This window comes from Flavobacterium aquaticum (assembly GCF_003259835.1).
Classification (GTDB): Bacteria; Bacteroidota; Bacteroidia; order Flavobacteriales; family Flavobacteriaceae; genus Flavobacterium; species Flavobacterium aquaticum.
The window spans coordinates 171,870-191,539 of sequence record NZ_QLMI01000004.1; the positions used below are offsets into that span (position 1 = coordinate 171,870).

21 protein-coding genes and 1 tRNA gene are annotated in these 19,670 nt (G+C 32.2%); 12 read left to right on the top strand and 10 right to left on the bottom strand.

Annotation, left to right across the window (positions count from 1 at the left end; translation table 11 throughout):
• Positions 1 to 10: 10 nt before the first annotated feature.
• The 5 genes from B0I03_RS07605 to B0I03_RS07625 all read left to right on the top strand — a co-directional run bounded on the left by B0I03_RS07605 (position 11) and on the right by B0I03_RS07625 (position 4,444).
• Positions 11 to 613 (top strand): alpha-ketoglutarate-dependent dioxygenase AlkB family protein, encoded by a 603-nt coding sequence (locus B0I03_RS07605; protein ID WP_111567019.1) that lies wholly within the window; start codon positions 11 to 13, stop codon positions 611 to 613.
• Positions 614 to 751: 138 nt separating this feature from the next.
• Complete coding sequence (locus tag B0I03_RS07610; RefSeq protein ID WP_111566856.1) at positions 752 to 1,033, top strand: TIGR03643 family protein; 282 nt, start codon at positions 752 to 754, stop codon at positions 1,031 to 1,033.
• Between the two features lie 142 nt (positions 1,034 to 1,175).
• On the top strand, positions 1,176 to 3,035 hold the full coding sequence (locus B0I03_RS07615; RefSeq protein WP_111566857.1) for a M61 family metallopeptidase: 1,860 nt from the start codon (positions 1,176 to 1,178) through the stop codon (positions 3,033 to 3,035).
• Between the two features lie 154 nt (positions 3,036 to 3,189).
• The gene (locus B0I03_RS07620) at positions 3,190 to 3,960 is read left to right on the top strand and encodes a DUF4369 domain-containing protein (RefSeq protein ID WP_245902969.1); all 771 of its coding nucleotides are present in this window, start codon (positions 3,190 to 3,192) and stop codon (positions 3,958 to 3,960) included.
• Positions 3,961 to 4,042: 82 nt separating this feature from the next.
• Positions 4,043 to 4,444 (top strand): hypothetical protein, encoded by a 402-nt coding sequence (locus tag B0I03_RS07625; RefSeq protein ID WP_146603274.1) that lies wholly within the window; start codon positions 4,043 to 4,045, stop codon positions 4,442 to 4,444.
• Between the two features lie 41 nt (positions 4,445 to 4,485).
• On the opposite strand, the gene B0I03_RS07630 is transcribed toward B0I03_RS07625, so the two are convergent.
• The 6 genes from B0I03_RS07630 to idi all read right to left on the bottom strand — a co-directional run bounded on the left by B0I03_RS07630 (position 4,486) and on the right by idi (position 7,489).
• Positions 4,486 to 4,559 (bottom strand) — tRNA-Thr (locus B0I03_RS07630).
• A gap of 75 nt (positions 4,560 to 4,634) precedes the next feature.
• Entirely contained in the window at positions 4,635 to 4,904 is a 270-nt protein-coding gene (locus tag B0I03_RS07635) for a hypothetical protein (RefSeq protein WP_111566859.1), read from the bottom strand.
• Positions 4,905 to 4,961: 57 nt separating this feature from the next.
• On the bottom strand, positions 4,962 to 5,921 hold the full coding sequence (locus B0I03_RS07640; RefSeq protein ID WP_111566860.1) for a type I phosphomannose isomerase catalytic subunit: 960 nt from the start codon (positions 5,919 to 5,921) through the stop codon (positions 4,962 to 4,964).
• 67 nt (positions 5,922 to 5,988) lie between these two features.
• Positions 5,989 to 6,441 (bottom strand): peroxiredoxin, encoded by a 453-nt coding sequence (locus tag B0I03_RS07645; protein WP_111566861.1) that lies wholly within the window; start codon positions 6,439 to 6,441, stop codon positions 5,989 to 5,991.
• Position 6,442: 1 nt separating this feature from the next.
• Positions 6,443 to 6,853: a 6-pyruvoyl trahydropterin synthase family protein gene (locus B0I03_RS07650; protein ID WP_111566862.1), complete on the bottom strand. Its 411-nt coding sequence runs from the start codon at positions 6,851 to 6,853 to the stop codon at positions 6,443 to 6,445.
• A gap of 108 nt (positions 6,854 to 6,961) precedes the next feature.
• On the bottom strand, positions 6,962 to 7,489 hold the full coding sequence (idi, locus tag B0I03_RS07655; RefSeq protein WP_111566863.1) for an isopentenyl-diphosphate Delta-isomerase: 528 nt from the start codon (positions 7,487 to 7,489) through the stop codon (positions 6,962 to 6,964).
• 298 nt (positions 7,490 to 7,787) lie between these two features.
• Here idi and B0I03_RS07660 point away from each other — a divergent pair, with 298 nt between their 5' ends.
• The 5 genes from B0I03_RS07660 to B0I03_RS07680 all read left to right on the top strand — a co-directional run bounded on the left by B0I03_RS07660 (position 7,788) and on the right by B0I03_RS07680 (position 13,056).
• Entirely contained in the window at positions 7,788 to 8,234 is a 447-nt protein-coding gene (locus B0I03_RS07660) for a cold-shock protein (RefSeq protein WP_111566864.1), read from the top strand.
• 225 nt (positions 8,235 to 8,459) lie between these two features.
• Positions 8,460 to 9,353: a DUF6607 family protein gene (locus B0I03_RS07665; protein ID WP_111566865.1), complete on the top strand. Its 894-nt coding sequence runs from the start codon at positions 8,460 to 8,462 to the stop codon at positions 9,351 to 9,353.
• The gene (locus B0I03_RS07670) at positions 9,353 to 11,425 is read left to right on the top strand and encodes a TonB-dependent receptor plug domain-containing protein (RefSeq protein WP_111566866.1); all 2,073 of its coding nucleotides are present in this window, start codon (positions 9,353 to 9,355) and stop codon (positions 11,423 to 11,425) included. The genes B0I03_RS07665 and B0I03_RS07670 overlap by 1 nt, the downstream gene beginning before the upstream one ends.
• A 29-nt stretch (positions 11,426 to 11,454) precedes the next feature.
• On the top strand, positions 11,455 to 12,081 hold the full coding sequence (locus tag B0I03_RS07675; RefSeq protein WP_181452364.1) for an HmuY family protein: 627 nt from the start codon (positions 11,455 to 11,457) through the stop codon (positions 12,079 to 12,081).
• A gap of 84 nt (positions 12,082 to 12,165) precedes the next feature.
• Positions 12,166 to 13,056 carry a phospholipase A gene (locus B0I03_RS07680; protein ID WP_111566867.1) on the top strand — a complete coding sequence of 297 codons (891 nt, stop codon included), beginning with the start codon at positions 12,166 to 12,168 and terminating at the stop codon, positions 13,054 to 13,056.
• A gap of 4 nt (positions 13,057 to 13,060) precedes the next feature.
• On the opposite strand, the gene B0I03_RS07685 is transcribed toward B0I03_RS07680, so the two are convergent.
• Together B0I03_RS07685 and B0I03_RS07690 are read right to left on the bottom strand one after the other, a co-directional pair.
• Positions 13,061 to 14,620: an NAD(P)/FAD-dependent oxidoreductase gene (locus B0I03_RS07685; protein WP_111566868.1), complete on the bottom strand. Its 1,560-nt coding sequence runs from the start codon at positions 14,618 to 14,620 to the stop codon at positions 13,061 to 13,063.
• 25 nt (positions 14,621 to 14,645) lie between these two features.
• Positions 14,646 to 15,704 (bottom strand): DUF2891 domain-containing protein, encoded by a 1,059-nt coding sequence (locus B0I03_RS07690; RefSeq protein ID WP_111566869.1) that lies wholly within the window; start codon positions 15,702 to 15,704, stop codon positions 14,646 to 14,648.
• Positions 15,705 to 15,762: 58 nt separating this feature from the next.
• On the opposite strand from B0I03_RS07690, the gene B0I03_RS07695 reads away from it, so the two are divergent.
• Positions 15,763 to 16,002, top strand: a complete 240-nt coding sequence (locus tag B0I03_RS07695) for a hypothetical protein (RefSeq protein ID WP_111566870.1) — start codon at positions 15,763 to 15,765, stop codon at positions 16,000 to 16,002.
• On the opposite strand, the gene B0I03_RS07700 is transcribed toward B0I03_RS07695, so the two are convergent.
• Positions 15,999 to 16,865, bottom strand: coding sequence for a helix-turn-helix domain-containing protein (locus B0I03_RS07700; RefSeq protein WP_111566871.1), 867 nt, complete (start codon positions 16,863 to 16,865; stop codon positions 15,999 to 16,001). The genes B0I03_RS07695 and B0I03_RS07700 overlap by 4 nt on opposite strands.
• Positions 16,866 to 16,955: 90 nt before the next feature.
• Between B0I03_RS07700 and B0I03_RS07705 the strand changes: the two genes are divergently transcribed.
• On the top strand, positions 16,956 to 17,318 hold the full coding sequence (locus B0I03_RS07705) for a DUF983 domain-containing protein (protein WP_111566872.1): 363 nt from the start codon (positions 16,956 to 16,958) through the stop codon (positions 17,316 to 17,318).
• Positions 17,319 to 17,416: 98 nt separating this feature from the next.
• On the opposite strand, the gene recQ is transcribed toward B0I03_RS07705, so the two are convergent.
• A complete protein-coding gene (recQ, locus tag B0I03_RS07710; RefSeq protein WP_111566873.1) occupies positions 17,417 to 19,612 on the bottom strand; it encodes a DNA helicase RecQ in 2,196 nt (731 codons plus the stop codon).
• Positions 19,613 to 19,670: the final 58 nt, after the last annotated feature.

The window sequence follows — 19,670 nt, forward strand, 5'->3', positions numbered from 1 at the left end:
CGCTTTTTTTATGCTCGATTTATTCCCAAAAGAAAAGATTATTCTACCATTACCTGATGCGGTTTTTGAATTTTATCCTAATTTCTTCAACAAAGAAGAAGCAGATTTATTATTTAATAAACTCATGAATGAAACCCCTTGGCAACAAGATGACATCACTATTTTTGGAAAGAAAATTGCCCAACCTAGATTAACTTGTCTTTTTGGAAACGAAGGTAAACCTTATTCCTACTCGGGTTTAACTATGCATCCTCATGCTTGGAATCCTACTATGATGTTTATAAAAGAGAAGGTGGACAAAATTTCAGAACAAAATTTCACAACCGTTTTAGCCAATTTATACCGAAACGAAAAAGATAGCAACGGCTGGCATTCAGATAATGAAAAAGAACTAGGCAGAAATCCCATCATTGCATCGGTAAGTTTTGGAGAAGAACGAAAATTTCAATTGAAACATAATACAATTTCGGAAGCAAAAATAAACTTGAATTTAAACCATGGAAGTTTATTATTAATGAAAGAAGGCAGTCAAATTCATTACAAACATCAAATTCCAAAAGCATCACAACCTAAAAACGCAAGAATAAATTTAACGTTTCGAACAATTTTATAAATATTCTCTAAAAACACCTTGTAACTTTTGGATAATTTTAAAAATTTCAGAAAAAACAATTGGCACATTTTTTGAATTTATTTTTTTACTAATATTGAATTATAAACCAATAAAAAAGTAAGAATTAGTATTCATCTGATGAGAAAGAAGAAAATTTCAGAATTCGACAACGAAACATTAGATAGAGTTGTTGCTATGGCTCAGGAGGAAAAAAAACCTTTTGAAGTTTTAAAAGAGGAGTTTGGAGTGACTGAAAATGAAGTCACCGAATTAATGCGAAAAAGATTATCCAAAGACAATTTTGAACTTTGGAAAAAGAAAGTAACGGCAAGCAAGCCTAAACCAAAACCAATAAAGTACAACGAATTAGAAGATGAAGACTTAGATAGCAAATACTACTTCAAAAATAAATTCGACTAAAAATTAAAGCTCTTAAATAAATAAGAGCTTTTTTTATTGGCATCATTTGATAGACTAAATCAAACCAATAAAATTTCCAAACGTTATTTGTAACAAAAACACTATATTATCGACTTATTATCTTATTCAATAATAGATTAAGATGAAAAAAATAATACTTTCCCTTTCTTTAGTGGGATTTCTATGGAGCTGTAGTCCAACGCAAACGACTACCAAACAAAATGATGTAGCTGTTACAATCGATTTAATCAATGTAAAAGACGACAAAGTAATGGTAACCGTTACTCCTCCTACTTTTACAACTGAAACTACCACTTTTCACTTTCCTAAAACAGTTCCTGGAACTTATTCTGAAGATGATTACGGTCGTTTCATTGAAAATGTAAAAGCTTTTGACGCTAAGGGAAACACACTTAAAGTTGCTAAAATTGACGAAAACTCATATACTATTTCAAACGCTACGAAACTAGCAAAAATCACTTATTTAGTCAACGACACTTTTGATACCGAAGGTGGTGCAGGTTTTGGAGAAAGCGAAGATGTATTCTCACCAGCTGGAACTAACATCAATGCAGGCGTTAACTTTATGCTAAACACACACGGATTCATTGGCTACTTCAAAGGAAAAGAAGAAACACCATACAAGTTAACGGTTACACATCCTGAAACTTTAATGGGAATTTCGGCTATGACAGATGCAGATGCTAGTGCAACTTCAGACGTGTTTTTAATGCCTAAATATGCTAGCTTGGTAGAAATGCCAATCATGTATTCAAAACCTGATTATACTTCATTTATGGTGGATGATATGGAAATTATCATCAGTGTGTTTTCTCCAACAGGAAAATATACTGCAGAACAAATTACGCCAAACATGGAAAACATGATGAAAGCGCAAAAACGTTTCTTAGGACCTATCAATTCAACAAAAAAATATGCTATCTTATTGTACTTATCAGACATGAAAGCAAAAGATGCTAAAGGATTTGGTGCATTAGAACATCCAACATCAACAACTGTTGTTATGCCTGAGATGATGGGATTAGAAATGTTACAAGAACAATTAAAAGATGTAGTTTCTCACGAATTCTTCCATATTGTAACTCCATTAACGATTCATTCAAACGAAATCCAATATTTCGATTTCAACAATCCTCAAATGTCAGAACATTTATGGATGTATGAAGGAGTAACTGAATATTTTGCAAACTTATTTCAAGTAAATCAAGGATTAATTGAAGAAGACGAATTCTTTGAAAGAATGGCAGGTAAAATTGCTCAATCACGTCAAATGAACGACAATATGAGTTTTACTAAAATGAGTAAAAACGTATTAAATCCGCCTTACAAAGAACAATACTTAAACGTTTACAACAAAGGAGCTTTAATTGCGATGTGTATGGATATCTTAATTAGAGAAAACAGCAATGGTAAAAAAGGAATTTTAAACCTAATGCAAGAATTATCTAAAGAGTACGGAACAAATAAAGCATTCAAAGACGAAGAGTTATTTGGTAAGATTACAGCATTAACATATCCTGCTGTTGGTGAATTCTTAAAAAATCACGTAGCTGGTGAAACTCCAATTCCATACGAGCAATATTTTGCTAAAATGGGTGTAACTGAGGCTACAACTGAAATTGCTGGAAATCCATTCTTAAAAGGACAAACAGAACCTTATATTACAGTAAATCCTAGTACAAAAGAAATCATGATTTTACCAGATACCGAATTAAATGTATTCATGACAACATTAGGATTAAAAAACAACGACACACTTTTAGCTTTTAACGACAAAAATTATAACTTAGACAACATCTACGATTTAATCATGGCGAGTATGAACTGGAAAGATGGTGATGCGATTTCGGTTAAAATTAAAAGAGATGGAAAAGAGCAAACCGTTAAAGGAAAAGTAGTGATGCCAAAAGAAAAACAAGATGGCTACCAATCAACAGATGCTACTAAAAAAGCAGTTCGCGAAGCTTGGTTAAGAGGCTAAGATTTGAGATTGTTGAATTTAGATTTTAGATTTTAGAAGTATTTTAAAATTTGATATCGAAATTTGTATTTGATATTACACTTGAAAATCCTCAAAGTACTTAGTATTTTGAGGATTTTTTTATTTACTTTGCGAACACAAATTAAAATTTAAAATGAAATCGAAGATTCACGAAATCCAAAATACAACAAATAATATCATGAGTAAAAAGATAGTTTTAGCCATAATTGCCGTTATCACATTAATAGCTTGTAACAAAGAAGGAGCTTCAGATGCAAATGTTCATATTTCAGGTGACGTAAAAGGATTAAGTCAAGGAAAGTTATATTTACAAAAAATTCAAGATTCTGCTTTAGTAATGCTTGACAGTATTGAGATTTCAGGCGATTCTAAATTTAAAAGCCACATCAAATTAGAAAGTCCAGAAATGTTGTATTTATTTTTAGACAGAGGACAAACCAATTCAATTGATAACAGTTTACCGTTTTTCGCGGAACCAGGAGAAATTAAAATCGAAACTACGTTAAAACACTTTTTTGCCGATGCTAAAATTACAGGTTCTAAGAATCATGATTTATGGAAAAAATTTGACAGCTTAAATAGTAAGTTCAGAGATCAAAACTTAGCCTTAATGGCAAAACGTTTAAAAAACGAATACCAACCTAACCCAACTACTACAGACAGCATTGAGAAAGCTTATAATAACTTATTAAAGAGAAAATATCGCTACACCGCACATTTTGCTGTTACAAATGCAAACAAAGAAATTGCGCCTTATTTAGCGCTTTCAGAAATTGCAGATATTAATACCGTTTACTTAGATACGATTCAAAAAAGTATGACACCAGAAGTTGCCAAATCAAAATACGGAAAAATGCTTAAGGAATATGTTAAAGAACGAAAAGCTTTAGAAGCTCAGAAATAAAAAAAGCGGTCAGTAATTGACCGCTTTTTTTATTATCTTTACTAGATACAAAGCTTTTTACTACAACTTTATAAAATAATTTATGAAACATTCTCTTTTTGCAATATTGATTTGTTTGACGATGTCGTGTAAGAAAACGGAAAATTGTGTAAAAGATTTTGTTATTAAAAGAACTTATGATGCGCCTGCTCCGGACAATATTACTTTCAAAGCACAATTATCCAAAGAATATCAAAATAAAATCTCAGATTCTTTTTGTCACATAAACTTTTATATCGATGATGAGAAATTATTTACAACTCATGATGTTATTCTTTACAATGAAAAGGACATTTGTAGATTCAGTATTAGAACAACAAATTTTATAAAACAAAATTTAAAAGAAGTTGATTTTTACAAATTAATTAATTCCACTAAATCTTTGAAAGTAGAACTTGTATATGATGATACAGGAGAAATATTTACTTTTACAAAATGTAGATAAACAAAAAAACCACCACATTTCTGTGATGGTTTCTACTTTAGAGCCGATGGAGGGACTCGAACCCACGACCTGCTGATTACAAATCAGCTGCTCTAGCCAGCTGAGCTACACCGGCAACTCTATTGCGGTGCAAATATAGTTCTGAAATTTAAATTTCCAAAAAAAATCTGCACTTTTTTATCGCAATTTTTTAGTTTAATTCGTTTATTTTCGCAACAAATTGATTTGCAGCCGCTTCGTAATCCTTACGGATTTGTTTAAAATGCGCTTTTTTGTTCTCAACGTCTTTTTGATTCGTTCTAGTCATTAAAGTATCAAAAGTTTCGTAGATTTCATCAACTAATTTATCAGATGCTTCAGTTGGTTTTCCAGCTGTAGACATTTCCCAAATGTAAACGATGTTTACAATATCCCCTAAAACGTAGTTGATTTCTTTTTTCAAGTTTTTAACGCTTGCCATTTTGTATAAATTTAAAATTTGAAGCAAAATTACATAATATATTTTGTTCTCAATACATTATATCGAAATTTCTAACAAAGTAGCCTTTCCTCTCAAAGTTAGATTTTCCATACAAGCCGGAATCAAAATGGTATCGCCCATTCGGTAACGCAAGATTTCGCCATTTACTATCATTTCAAATTGGCCGTTAGTACACATGAAAACAGTAAAAGCTTGCTTGGTTCTTTTCCAAATAAAAGTTTCTTGCAAAGCAATAATATTCGTAACAAAATATGGACAATCTACTACAGCAGTACTTTTATTTGCTACTTCTTTGTAATCAATTTTAGAAGTTGTTGTTTGATAATTTATGGCATCTAAAGCCAATTCGGTATGCAATTCTCTTCCATTTCCATTAGCATCCACTCTATCCCAATCGTAAATGCGATACGTAACATCACTCGTCTGCTGTATTTCTGCTACCACTACTCCTGCTCCAATAGCATGAATAGTTCCAGTTTCTAAGAAGAAAACATCGCCTTTTGAAACGGGATATTCGTTCAACAAATCAATCAATTTTTTATTTTCTAAATGCGCTAAATATTCTTGTTGATTGGAATCTTTTTTAAATCCCACAACCAAACGTGCCGATTCATCTGCTTGCATCACGTACCACATTTCAGTTTTCCCAAAAGAATTGTGACGTTCTCTAGCTAATGCGTCATTCGGGTGCAATTGAATCGATAAATCTTCTTTCGCATCAATGAATTTAAAAAGCAATGGAAATTGTTTTCCAAAACGACTAATGACCGATTTTCCTAAAATTTCTTCGGGATATAAATCGATAATTTCATTAATGTTCTTCCCTTTTAAAACACCAGTAGCAACCACACTAATATCACCAGGAACAGTTGAAATTTCCCAACTCTCGCCCGTAGTTTCAGAAACTATTGGTTTGTTGAGATAAGTTTTCAACTTGGTTCCGCCCCAAATGCGGTCTTTAAGTATCGGTGTAAACGTTAAAGGATAAAACTTCATATTCAAAATAGTTAACTACAAAGATGCAAAAAAACTATTAAAATACTAAAATTAGATTTTTAAATAACTATTTCGACTTCTGAATCGCTTCCAATGCTTTTCCAATATGATTTTTAGCACTCATACTATCAAAAATATAAATACAATTACCCTTAGCATCAAAAACATACGTCACTCTTCCTGGCAATAAACCAAAAAGTGCCGTTGGAACTCCAAACAAACGACGCAGTTTTCTATCTGCATCCGAAAGTAAGATGAAAGGTAATTTATATTTCTGTTGAAAACTTTGATGCGAAGTAGCCGAATCACCACTTACACCAATAACTTCGGCTCCCAAATCTTGAAAATCTTGATACGCATCTCTAAAACTGCAAGCTTGCGTAGTACAACCGGGTGTAAAATCTTTTGGATAAAAGTAAATTACAACGGGTTTTTCATGAATTTCGTGACTATCAAAAGCACTACCATCTTGTTTGGTTGCTTTAAAATTTGGTAATTTATCTCCTATTTGAATCGCCATATTACAAACCTTTATAAGTTACAAAGTTTCTTGGTGTTTCGTATAACGTAATTTCTAACTCTTTATCAGCATCAATTAAAACACGAAGTTTGTTCCAAATGATGTAAGCAATATGTTCCGCTGTAGGATTCAAATCTTTGAATTCAGGAACATCTTCGTTTAAATTTTTATGATCAAAAGCTTCTTCGATGTGTTCTTTAATTAAATCGGATAAAATTTTAGTATCAATCACATAACCTGTTTCTTTATCCACTTCACCTGTTACAGAAACAATCAATTCATAATTGTGCCCATGAAAATTGGGATTGTTACATTTTCCAAACACTTCCTGATTTTTTTCCATAGACCAATCCTTGCGATACAAACGATGTGCGGCATTAAAATGGGCTTTTCTTGAAACAGTTACTCTCATGGCAATTTAGAATTTAGAAATTTGAATTCAGAATATAATTTTAATTTTTAAGAAATAAGATTTTTAAAATTTCTCTTATTTCTTCAATCTGTGTTCCCTAAATGAATTTTACAATTTATGATCTTCTAGATAATGATAAAACTCATCAAATATAATTTTAAACCAAACCGTGTAAGTATCAGGATTTTCAATCATATCTTCTTTGATAGCTTCAATGGTCATCCATTTCCAACTTTCAACTTCATCTGGATTGATTTCAGGAGCTTCGTTATAATAACCAATCATCACATGATCCAATTCGTGCTCGGTTAAACCATTATCGAAAGGTGCTTTGTAAATAAAGTGAAACAACTCTTTTAATTCGGCTTTAAAACCCATTTCTTCAAACAAACGGCGTTTTCCAGCTTCAATATTAGTTTCACCTGCGCGTTGATGACTACAACAAGTATTGGTCCACAAAAGCGGAGAATGGTATTTGTGATGTGCGCGTTGTTGTAACATCACTTCATTTTTATCATTTAAAATGAATACAGAGAAAGCCCTGTGCAAAACGGCTTTTTCATGTGCCTCCATCTTATTCATAAGCCCAATAGGCTCATCTTGCTCATTGACTAAAATTACTTGTTCTTCTATCATGTGTGGTATAATGCTTGTCAAAAATACGAAAAAAGAAAGGATTGAAAGCTAGTTTTTGAGTTTGTGATAAGTTTAACTTGTGTTGAATAAGTTCATTTCAAAATATCGTAAAACTTAAAAATGATATGTTTTAGCTAAGTGAACGTTTTTTTCACTACCTTTGCCACATTAGTAATGATATGAATTTCTTCTCGCAATACTTTGAATAAAAGTACTTTATAAATTTTTGTTTATTCGCTTGTGTGTTTTTATCCTTTTACTTTTAAAACAAATACTAATTTAATTTATTTAAAATTTAATGGCTAGACCACAAGAAACCTTTAACAAAAAAGAACAAGAAAAACTTCGAGCAAAAAAACGTAAAGAAAAACAAGAAAAAAAAGAAGCTCGTAAAGCCAATCCAAAATTATCTGGAGAGGATTTATATGTCTATGTAGACGAAAACGGGCACTTAACAAGCACTCCTCCAGATCCTTCTAAAAGAATTGTAGTAGACGTAGAAAGCATTGAAATTGGTATCTCAAGAAGAACAGAAGCAGATGAAGCTCCAGTAGAACGCAGAGGAACAATCGATTTTTTCAATGACTCTAAAGGTTTTGGTTTCATTAAAGCAGTAGAGACTGGAGAAAAATACTTCGTACACATCAGTGGTTTAATCGACGATGTTAAAGAAGGTAACTTAGTAACGTACGATTTAGAAAAAGGCGCTAAGGGCATGAATGCTGTAAACGTTAAAAAAATATAATTCCCCTTTTTATCCCCCAAAAAAAAATCACAGTGAGAGCTGTGATTTTTTTTTGTATCAAATTCAATATAAAGGATTTCCTGTTTCCAATTTATAAAAGCAAAAACTTTTTAATCAAGCGCTATTTAGAATTATTAAAAATAACTTGATTATTATTTGGATTTGTTCTAAATAATATTTTAAATTTGCATTGTTTAGAATTAGTCTAATTTAAAATACTAAAAAATGAAGAACTATTTATTACTTGCTATTTTGTTTTTATCAGTTTCAACTTATGCACAAAAAACTGAAGATGTTAAATCGATTAAAGCAATGTGTGGTTGCTATGAAATCAAATTCAATTTTGCAGAAACGTTCAACTACCCAAAAGATTCTGCAAATTACAAAGCATCAAAAGTAAAGCATGAAAACGCTTTAGAATGGGCTCAATTAATTGAAGATGGTTCTGATAAAATTTCAATTCAGCATTTATTAATTGTTGGAAAAGGTCATATTGTAAAGCATTGGAGACAAGATTGGTTATTTGAAAACACCAAATTATATGACTACAACGGTTTTGAAAATTGGAAATTTAAATCACTTCCAAAAGATAAAGTAAAAGGTCAATGGACACAAAAAGTGTATGAAGTTGATGATAAGCCAAGGTATGAAGGAAGCTCATCATGGATTCATGCAGATGGTCGCCACTATTGGGAAAACACTACAAACGCACCACTTCCAAGAAGAGAGTATACGCAAAGAAGTGATTATAACATTACTAAAAGAACTAATGTTCACGAAATCATCAAGGATGGATGGATTCACGACCAGGACAACGATAAAATCATTAGAGACGAAAAAGGTAATGACTATGTTTTAGCGCAAGAAAAAGGTCATAATACTTATACAAAAGTTGATGATTCAAAATGTGAAGCAGCTCAAAAATGGTGGGTAGCCAACCAAGAATTTTGGAAAAAAGTTCGCACAAAATGGAATGCAGAATTTGCAAAAAATAAAGACATTAAACTAAAAAGCGATATTGATGGAAAGCCTTTATATATGCACTTAAGCAAATTAAAAGCAGACGCAAGCCAAGAAGAAATCAATACAGTAATTGACAGTTTTATAGTTTCAAAATAATGCAATTTAAAAAGTACATAGGCATACTATTTTTTAGTTCTTGTAGTCAATATTTGGTAGCTCAAGTTGAGAGTGATACTTTAAAAACGAGTCATCTTAAAGAAGTTATTGTAACAGGAACAAGAACTGAAAGAAGCGTTGCAACACTACCTTTGCCAACACAAATTATCACAGGCGAAAGTATTCGCAAATCAGGGTTAAGTCGTTTGAATGAAATTATTCAAGAGCAAACGGGGTTAATTACTGTTCCTGATTTTGGCGGTGGCGAAGGTATTCAAATTCAAGGTCTAGATGCTGCCTATGTTATGGTTTTAATTGATGGTCAACCTCTTTTTGGAAAAAGTGCAGGAACTTTAGATTTAAGCAGAATTTCGGTTAACAATATCGAAAAAATTGAAATTGTCAAAGGTGCTTCCTCAAGTTTGTATGGTTCTGAAGCATTAGCCGGAGTTGTAAATATTATCACAAAAAAAACTACAACTACAGAACAATTAAAAGGTAATATCAATTACAAGTTGGCTACATTTAATACTCATGATATTTCAACTTCGTTTGAATATGGTAAGAAAAAAATCGGATTTGAATTGTTTGGAAATTACTTTAAAACGGATGGTTATAATCTTTCGGAAAGTAACTTTGTTCAAACAGTTGAACCCTATTCAAATTTTACTATTCAACCAAAAGTAAAAGTTAATTTTTCTGACAAAGTGAATTTGCTATTAAACTCGAGAATTTACAATCAAAACCAAGATTATAAATCAGAAGTTGGAACCGATAAATTCAGAGGAAAAAGTAAAATTAATGAATGGAATAATTCTATTTTATTAAATCATGCCGTTTCTGATAACTTCAAATTAGTTTATGATTTATATGCAACGAACTATAAAGCAGATGAATATTTAAATGACGAAAACAATCAATTGTTTGATGAAAGTAATTTAAACCAATGGTTTTATAGACCTGAAATTCGTTCACACTATAAAATTGGGAAAAATAAGCTTACAACAGGAATTGGAGTGAATCATGAAACGCTAGAAAGAACCTATTTTGAAGAAAAAGTAAACTTAAATTCTGAGTATTTATTTGGTCAATTCGAATGGTTCTTAAAAGAAAAATGGAATGTATTGGTTGGTTTTCGTTATGACAACCATCACCAATATCAATCACAATTTAGCCCAAAAATTGGGTTAAATTATAAATGGAATGATCATTTTTCGTTAAAAACATCTCTTGGATATGGTTATAAAGCTCCTGATTTACGCCAATTATATTTCGATTTCACCAATTCATCAGTGGGTTATATCGTTTTAGGCTATAATGTAGCAGCAGAAAAGCTTGCTGAATTACAAAGTCAAGGGCAGATATTATTTACCAATGGGTACGATTTTTCAAATTCGCTTAAACCAGAAAGTTCTATAAACATCAATTTTGGAGGATATTATAAAAAGAATAAACTATCATTTGATTACAATTTATTCTATAATACTATCGAAAATTTAATTGACACGAGAGCTATTGCGCAAAGAACAAATGGTCAAAATGTTTTTTCTTACTTCAATATTGATAAAATCTTTACTTATGGTTTAGAATTAAACGGAAGTTATAAATTAAATTCTAATTTTTCAATCAGTTCAGGTTACCAATATTTAATTGCCAAAGACCAAACCATAGTAGATAAAATTGAACGAGGCGAAATTTTCGCAAGAGATCCAATAACATTAACCTCATTCAGATTGAAACCTAGTGACTATTTCGGACTATACAATCGTTCAAAACATATAGCAAATATCAAACTAAATTATCTTATACCTTCAATTGAAACATCAATTAATGCACGTGTTTTTTATAGAAGTAAATATGGAATTTTCGACTCAAACAATAATGCCATTTTAGATAAATACGATGAATTTGTCAAAGGCTATTTTTTAACCAATCTGACCATAAATAAAGATTTTAAATATCGTTTTTCAGCTCAACTTGGGGTAAACAACTTGTTTGATTATAAAGATGAAAACAATATTCCAAATCTATCAGGAAGACAATTATTTACCAGAATCCAATATCAATTTTAAAAAACAATTAATCAATAAATTTTATAATTATGATCAAATCAAATTTTTTCAAATCGGTTTTAATACTTTCAGTATTTAGTTTCTTTACCTCTTGCTCTAATGACGATGATAACGCATCTGGAACAGCAAATTTAGAAACTAAAACATTCTCAAATTTATATGCACCACAAACTGGCGGAATGGGCGCACCAGTTGGAGGTGAATTTACAAAATTTAGTTTTTCTCAAAACGCAATTGTAACAAACGATTCATGGGATATTGCATTTCGTGGCACAACAATTATTGTAAATGGTGGAACTGCAATTGGAATTACAGATGAGCCAACTCGCACAGGAAATGGAGCTGTAAGTATTGTTTCAAATACTTTAGATGCTGTTACTACAATTCCAAATGCTTCAACTTTTAATCAAGATGGTGCAAGTACTTACGCGATTCCAACTGGAAGCGGAAATGGTTGGTACAATTATGACGGAGCAACAAACATAGTTACTCCAATTGCAGGAAAAGTATTTGTTGTAAAAACACATGATGGAAAATATGCAAAAATGGAAATTATTAGCTATTACAAAGATGCTCCTGCAAATCCGGAGGCAACTTCTTTGACAAGATATTTTACATTTAAATATGTTTACCAACCAAACGGAACAAATTTCTAAAAAACAATTACTTTTCGCATCAAAATTAAAATCACAGTAAAAGCTGTGATTTTTTTGTTTATTTTGCTTAAGAAAACTTGCTATATGAAAAAAATAATTATTGGAATTGTTCTCTTTTTAGCAATTGGACAACAAAGTAAAGCCCAAAGCTCCTCTCAAGACACGCTTGACATTATCAAAAAAACATATGATCAACTTTGGGAATTAGGCGAAGAAAACCAAAAAGGAACCTTTCGTTTGGTTTCTTATAAACCCATATACGTTTCAGCTGGAAGAATTTCTGACAATCCTAACGAAAAACCTACTAGTGAAAATCCATCCTATACCGCTATCGAATCTGAAGACTTCAACAATATTGAAGTTAAATTTCAACTAAGTTTTAAAACAAAAGTTATTCAAGGTTTAATGTGGAACAAAGGAGATATTTGGATTGGCTATACTCAAAAAGCTCATTGGCAAGTATACAATCAAAATATTTCAAGAGCATTCAGAGAAATTAACTATGAACCTGAAATCATCTTTAGATATCCTATAAAAATGAAAGCGTTCAAAGGAGAATTCAAATCGATTGGCTTTGCATTTAATCATCAATCTAACGGAAGAGACTTACCACTATCGAGAAGTTGGAATAGAATTATTTTTCATGTTGGTTATGAAATCGACAATTGGATTATCACACTTAACCCTTGGATAAGAAGTTCTGATAATGATGATGAAAATCCTAACATTACTAAATATATTGGGAATGGGGAAATTAACGTTTCATATCATTATAACCGACATGAATTCTATGCGATTGCTACACATCCATTTGATCGTTTGAAAGGTGGAAGTTTACAATTAAATTATGTATTCCCAATGAAAGGACACTTGAGAGGACATGTTCAATTTTTTAATGGATACGGAGAAACCATGATTGACTACAATCACCGACAAACTACTATTGGAATTGGGGTTTCTTTTGCGAATTGGTAAATTTCTATTTCAAACTCTCGGCAATTTTCAAGGCACATTTTTCACCATCAATTGCTGCTGAAATAATTCCACCGGCATAACCTGCTCCTTCTCCACACGGATATAAACCTTTGATTTGAACGTGTTCCAATGAAAAATTATCTCTTGGAATTCTTACAGGTGAAGAAGTTCTACTTTCTGGTGCGTGTAAAATAGCTTCATTTGTCATATAACCTTTCATTGATTTTCCGAATTGTACAAAACCTTCTCGCATGATTTGGGTTAAAAATCCAGGAAAAACTTGTCCCATTTCTACCGAAGTAGTTCCAGGAACATAAGATGTTTTCGGAATGTCTTTTGAAACTTTATTTTGTGTGAAATCAACCATTCTTTGGGCAGGAACTTTTTGGGTTTCTCCTGCCAAATGCCATGCTCTTTGTTCGATAGCTTTTTGAAATTCCATTCCTGCTAAAGGCCCGAATTTTTCATAAGGTTTGAAATCTTCCAACTTTAACTCTACTACAATTCCAGAATTTGCTGTCGCTTGATCACGTTTAGAAGGTGACCAACCATTGGTAACTACTTCTCCAGGAGCTGTAGCGCAAGGCGCAATTACACCACCGGGACACATACAAAACGAATACATACCACGACCGTTCACTTGTTTTACAATCGAATACGGTGCTGGCGGTAAATAATCGCCTCTAAAATCACACGAGTATTGAATTTGATCGATTAATTCTTGTGGATGTTCTGCACGAACGCCTAAAGCAAAAGGTTTCGCTTCTATATGAACACCTTTTTTATGTAATAATTCAAAAATATCACGAGCCGAATGTCCTGTAGCTAAAATGACTTTATTTGCCGAAATCACATCACCATTTTGAATGACAACGCCTTGCATTTCGTTATTTTTGATTATGAAATCAGTCACACGAGTTTCAAACAAAACTTGTCCGCCACATGCGATAATTTTTTCTCGAATATCCTGAATAATTTGTGGTAATTTATTGGTTCCAATGTGCGGATGTGCTTCCACCATAATTTCTGGTGTAGCTCCAAAACCTACCAAAAGTTCTAGAATTCTATCAACATCACCGCGCTTTTTTGAGCGAGTATATAATTTTCCGTCGGAATACGTTCCGGCTCCACCTTCACCAAAACAATAATTGGAATCTTCGTTTACGATGCCATCACGATTAATCGCTTTTAAATCGCGACGACGACCACGTACATCTTTACCGCGTTCTAAAACGATAGGTTTCAAACCTAATTCAATCAACTGTAAAGCAGCAAATAATCCGGCTGGACCTGCTCCTACTACAATAACTTCTTGTTTGTTGGCAACACTTGGATAATCAGGTAACTCGATTTTTGAATCAACATAATCTTCTCCAACCAAAAAAACATTCGCCTTAATATTCATTTTAATGGCTTTCTGACGCGCATCAATAGAACGTTTTAAAACAGCAACTTTTTGAATTTCTTTTGGGCTAACCTGAAATAACTTGGCTACATGTTGGGCCAACAAACTTTCGTTAGCAGCTACTTCGGGTGAAACTTGAAATTGAAATTCGCGTGGCATAATGTTAAAAATTTCGGCAAATATACTACTTGATTTTCGATTTTTCCTCAAAAGCTCGCAATGCAAAAGAAGCCAACCAATGTTCGCCTTCGTAATTACCATCTACAATAGAAGGTAGCGAAAAAGACAAATGCGTATCAGCCAAAGGTTTCAAATGCGAAAATTGTTTAGGATACTGATGAATTAAAAAATATAAATTCCATGCTCTACTGAAATTCAAGCCATCTAAATGTACTAGATGACCGTCTGTTCTGTCAGAAACGCGTGCAACTTCCCATTGCCATTTTTTGGAAAACAATTGAGGGGCAAACTTTTTCAACCATGGAAGAAATTCATCCTTTGGTAAAACACGTTGCATAATAGCAACTTCTTCCATGCAAGGTGATAAAAAATCGGTTCCACTTGGCTCCCAATAAAACGGACAATTTTCATCTTTCAAAAACAATCTTTTTGCATGTTCTGCAATACTTTTTTGTAAAGCAACATTTTCAGAATAAGTCGCATAATCCCAAGCATTCGTCAATCCGTAAGCAGTATTAGAATGTGTTCCAACACGAATCGGATATAATAATTTCGGTAAAAACTCGATATAGCGTTTGACAATTAAATCGGTTAAAGGAAGTAAATTTTGAGCTAATTCTTTAGCAAAAGGTTCTTTTGAGATTTCTAATTCATACTGTAATTTGAGTAACCAATTCCATCCATAAGTACGCTCAAAAGATTTCTCGTGTGCCTTTTCAAAATATACTATTTCTTGAGCAATGTTTTCTTTAGAAAGATTAATTTTTAACTTTTCAATGATTTGCTCTCGATCTTTTATGTCTTTAAAATGAGTCAACAAATACACTAAACTCCAATGACCATGTACCGAAGAATGCCAATCGAAACAACCATAAAAAGCAGGATGCAAGACTTTTGGAGACAATAACTCGGTTTCGTTAAGTAAAAGTTGATTGAGTTTGTTTGGATATTCTTGCTGCAAACATTTCACAGGCAAACTCGCCAAATGATTCGCTTGTTCTAATGTAAGTTGTTGGGAAAACGCAAAAGTTCCAACGAAAAGTAAGGCAAATAAAACTTTCATATCTATTTAGTTTTTTCAAATGTACTAAAAACTTACCTTTGATTTTTATTTAGAAATAATGGACAGAAAAATAAAACTAATTTGGGATTTTAGAGGTGAAGCCGCAGCCAAAACAGCGGAACATCATGATATTCATCTAAATGAATATTTAGAAAAGGAAAAAATCACATTAGAAAAAACAGGTTTTGAAGTTATCAATGAAATGCATGCGATTGCTTTCATTGTGGTAGATGAAAAAGATATGATTACTTTTAGAGATATTTTAAAACCACATCGAGGCGAAATTTATCAGAATTAATTTTTAAGTTGATTGACAAACTCTGTTGGAGTTACGCCTGCACTTTTCTTAAACAATTTTGAAAAATAGGAATAATTAGAGTAACCTAATTCATCAGCAATTTGAGCAATTGTTTTATTTTGATCTACCATAATACGTTTACTTTCTAAAATAACTCTTCTGGTAATTAATTCGGTAATAGTAATATTCAATATATTTTTTGAAATTCTATTGAGGTGTTTTAAGGTAATTGCCATTTTATCTGCATAAAACGAAGGCGATTTTTCGGTTTTATAAAACTGCTCTAATAACAATTCAAATTCTTTTAACTTATGATTATAGGTAGAAGTTAAATGATTAGAATCGACATTATAAATTCTTAAAATTTCAATCAAAATACAATCTAACAAGTTGAGCATTTTGTCTTTTTTATGCAATTCGTCTTGTTCATTTTCTGTCACCATTAAATCAAAATAAGGCTGAATTTGCTTCATTTCCTTATCCTTCAATTGCAATTCTGGATTATTTTTAGACGATTGAAAAAACAAATATTCTTCAATTTTCTTATCTCTGAAGTGCAAATTATAAATCTCTTTAGAAAAGAAAACAATGTAACCATCAATATCTGAAGAAAGTTCCCAAAGGTGAATTTGCCCTGGTTGCATTAGAAAAAAACTTCCTTTTGTAATTATAAATTCATCAAAATCTATTTTGTGTAAACCTCTTCCTTGAGTAAACAGAACCAAAACATAAAAATCATGTCGGTGCAAAGACTCAATAAAACGATGCTCTTTTAAATGATTTTGAAATGTATTGACATATAAATTGTGATGAAAGAAATTGCGTTTGAACTTCTTAATTTCGTAAACTTCGTTTTTCTTCATGTTAAAAATGTCTTTTTTGTGCTATAATATGCGAAAATACAAAACCTATTTTAAATTATAATCGCTTAAATTTGCTAAAAATAAAAGCAAATGTTAAAAACCATTATAAACATGTTTGGGAACAAATGTCCCAATTGCAACAAAGGAAAGATTTTTGAAAAAGGATTGTTACATTTTAGTTTTAGTTTCCCAAAAATGCATGAAAATTGCTCCAATTGCGGAACAAAATTTGAAAAAGAACCTGGTTTTTTCTTTGGAGCAATGTTTGTTAGTTACGGACTTGGAGTCGCAGAAGCATTAATGACTTATTTTATTTGCATGCCGTTTTTTGAAGAAACGTTCGATTTACGAATTATTCCAATTATTGGAGCTGTAATTTTAAGTCTAACCTTAGTTAACATTAAACTATCGCGAATTATTTGGATTTATATGTTTAAGGAGTATTCGATGTAAAAAGAAAATCCAAATTCTATTTTAAAGAATTTGGATTTTTTATTTTTAGAATTTCTCAAATTATTCCAATCTTTGTTCCTTATTTCAAAAATTAAGAATTAATTCGCTACTTCGCTAATAAACTTAATTCGCATTAAACGAAGTTCCTCGATATCGTAATCTCCATCAAATTCTTTTAAAGCGTCTTTGATATTATCTGATTCCGAATCCATGAAATAATCGTGAATTTCTTCTTGCTGATCTTCGTCTAAAATTTCGTCAATCCAATAGCGGATATTCAATTTGGTTCCCGAATATACGATTTGTTCCATTTCTTTCAATAAACCATCCATATCCAAACCTTTTGCTTTCGCAATATCATCTAAAGCTAACTTTCTATCTACGTTTTGAATGATATACAACTTCAATCCAGAATTAGCTCCGGTAGATTTTACTACCAAATCATCGGGACGAATAATGTCGTTATCTTCCACATATCGATTGATTAAATCAACGAATGGTTTTCCGTACTTTTTAGCTTTTCCTTCTCCTACTCCATGAACATTACTCAGTTCATCAATAGAAATTGGATATTTTAACGCCATATCTTCCAAAGAAGGATCTTGGAAAATTACAAACGGTGGAACACCTAGTTTTTTTGCTTCTTTTTTACGTAAATCGCGTAACATTGCCATTAAAGCTTCATCTGCAGTTCCTGAAGATTTAGCTGCGGTTACGATTGCTTCGTCTTCTTCTTCGTTATATTCATGGTCTTCTGACATCATAAATGAAACTGGCTTTTTAATGAAAGCTTCTCCCTTATCTGACATCTTTAACACTCCGTAAGTCTCAATATCTTTCGTTAATAATCCATCCACTAAAACTTGACGAATTAATGCCATCCAATATTTCTCATCAAAACTAGCACCACTTCCAAAATAAGATTGGGTATCAATTTTTTGAGCTTTGATAATCGCATTGACTTTACCTACAAGCGCTAAAACGACTTCTTTCGATTTGAATAATTGCTTCGTATCGCGAACTACTTTTAACAAAGTAACCACTTGGTCTTGTGCTTCGACTTTCTTTTTTGGATTGCGAACGTTATCATCCATATCAGCACCTTCTCCGTTGACATCATCGAATTCTTCACCGAAATAATGCAATAAGAATTTACGACGCGACATTGAAGTTTCGGCATAAGCAACTACTTCTTGCAGCAGCGCAAAACCAATTTCTTGCTCGGCAACGGGTTTTCCAGAAAGGAATTTTTCTAACTTTTCAATGTCTTTATACGAATAGTAAGCCAAACAATGTCCTTCGCCACCATCACGACCAGCACGACCTGTTTCTTGATAATAACTTTCTAATGATTTTGGAATATCGTGGTGAATTACAAAACGAACGTCTGGTTTGTCGATTCCCATACCAAAAGCGATGGTTGCTACTACGACTTCTACATCTTCCATTAAGAACATGTCTTGATGTTTCGCTCTCGTTTTAGCATCTAAACCAGCATGATACGGAACAGCGCTAATACCGTTGACTTGTAAAACTTGGGCAATTTCTTCCACTTTTTTACGACTCAAACAGTAAATAACACCTGATTTCCCTTTATGCTGTTTGATGAATCGAATGATATCCGATTCGATATTTTTAGTTTTGGTACGTACTTCGTAATATAAATTAGGTCGGTTGAACGATGCTTTAAACGTGTTTGCATCTGGCATATCCAAGTTTTTTAAGATATCCTCTTGCACTTTTGGAGTTGCAGTCGCTGTCAATCCAATCATCGGCACATCGCCTAAAAGACGAACAATGTTTCTTAAATTACGATATTCTGGACGAAAATCGTGTCCCCATTCTGAAATACAGTGCGCCTCATCAATTGCAACAAATGATATTTTTACACTATTTAAAAACTCAATATACTCTTCCTTTGTTAACGATTCAGGGGCTACGTATAACAATTTAGTGATTCCCGAAGTAATGTCTTTTTTAACTTTGGCAATCTCGGTTTTATTTAATGAAGAATTCAAAACGTGAGCAATTCCTTGCTCTGAACTTAAGCTTCGAATGGCGTCAACTTGGTTTTTCATCAGAGCAATCAGCGGAGAAACCACAATTGCAGTTCCGTCTAATACCAAGGCTGGTAACTGATAACAAAGCGACTTCCCACCACCAGTAGGCATAATCACAAAGGTATTATTTCCTGTGATGATACTTTTAACTACTTGTTCCTGAAGTCCTTTGAATTGGTTAAAACCAAAATATTTCTTTAATTCTTTATGTAAATCAATTTCGTGTGGATTCATTCTCTATTAATATGATTTTACCTAAATTTGCAAACATAAAGATACGATTTTCTTTTAT